General features: G+C 55.4%; 2 protein-coding genes. Both read right to left on the bottom strand.

Annotated elements, in window-relative coordinates; genetic code table 11:
- A partial coding sequence (locus tag A3730_RS30365) for a hypothetical protein (RefSeq protein ID WP_156501139.1) occupies positions 1-118 on the bottom strand: 118 nt, incomplete at its 3' end.
- Positions 115-700: alpha/beta fold hydrolase (locus A3730_RS10660; protein ID WP_197477429.1), on the bottom strand; the 586-nt coding region annotated here is incomplete at its 5' end. The genes A3730_RS30365 and A3730_RS10660, both read right to left, overlap by 4 nt.

The following is a 700-nucleotide window of genomic DNA, read 5'->3' as shown; positions in this document are numbered from 1 at the left end:
TGCGTCGCTCAAGGATGCCATAGCGTAGATCTGGGCACTTGCGGCTTAGGTGACAAGCCGCACCGACGCCGGAAAGGCCCGCGCCAATGATCAGCACGTCGAGGTGTTTATGTTTCATGGTGTAAGTCTCCGATCGGTGGAGCGTATGTGATTTCCTTGCGGGTCAAGGTGCTGAAGAAAGTCCAGCACTGCTCCGGTAAAAATACTGTTGCGGTCACCCGCTACCATATGACCTGCTTGATGGATTACTCGGTACTTGGCATGTGGCACGAGGGCTAATAATTCCTGGGCTCCTGCTTCGCTGAGTACATCACTGTGATGGCCGCGGATGAGTAATATCGGTAATTTGAGTTTGCTTGCTGCAAGATTGAGTCGCGCTCGGCCGAACATGCCTTCATTTGCTTCAGGGATTACCGCATGATCAAGAAACGCAGGATCCCAGTGCCAATGGAGACGGCCATTAGCGTCCTGGCGGAGGTTTTTTCGCAAGCCCTGTGAGCTTGATGGTGCTTTTCGTGTTGGGTTATAGGCAGCCACGGCATCCTGAACCTGATCCAGAGAGTCGAAACCGTCAGGGTGGCGGCGCATGAACTCAATCACCCGGCGAACGCCTTTGGTCTCAAGCCGTGGGGCCACATCCACCAGTACCAGACCTCGACAGGGCAAGGGGGGCTCCTCCCCAAGGGTAAGCATGGCCGTC

Source organism: Alcanivorax sp. HI0044 (assembly GCF_001634945.1).
This window is presented reverse-complemented; position numbering and strand designations above follow the sequence as displayed.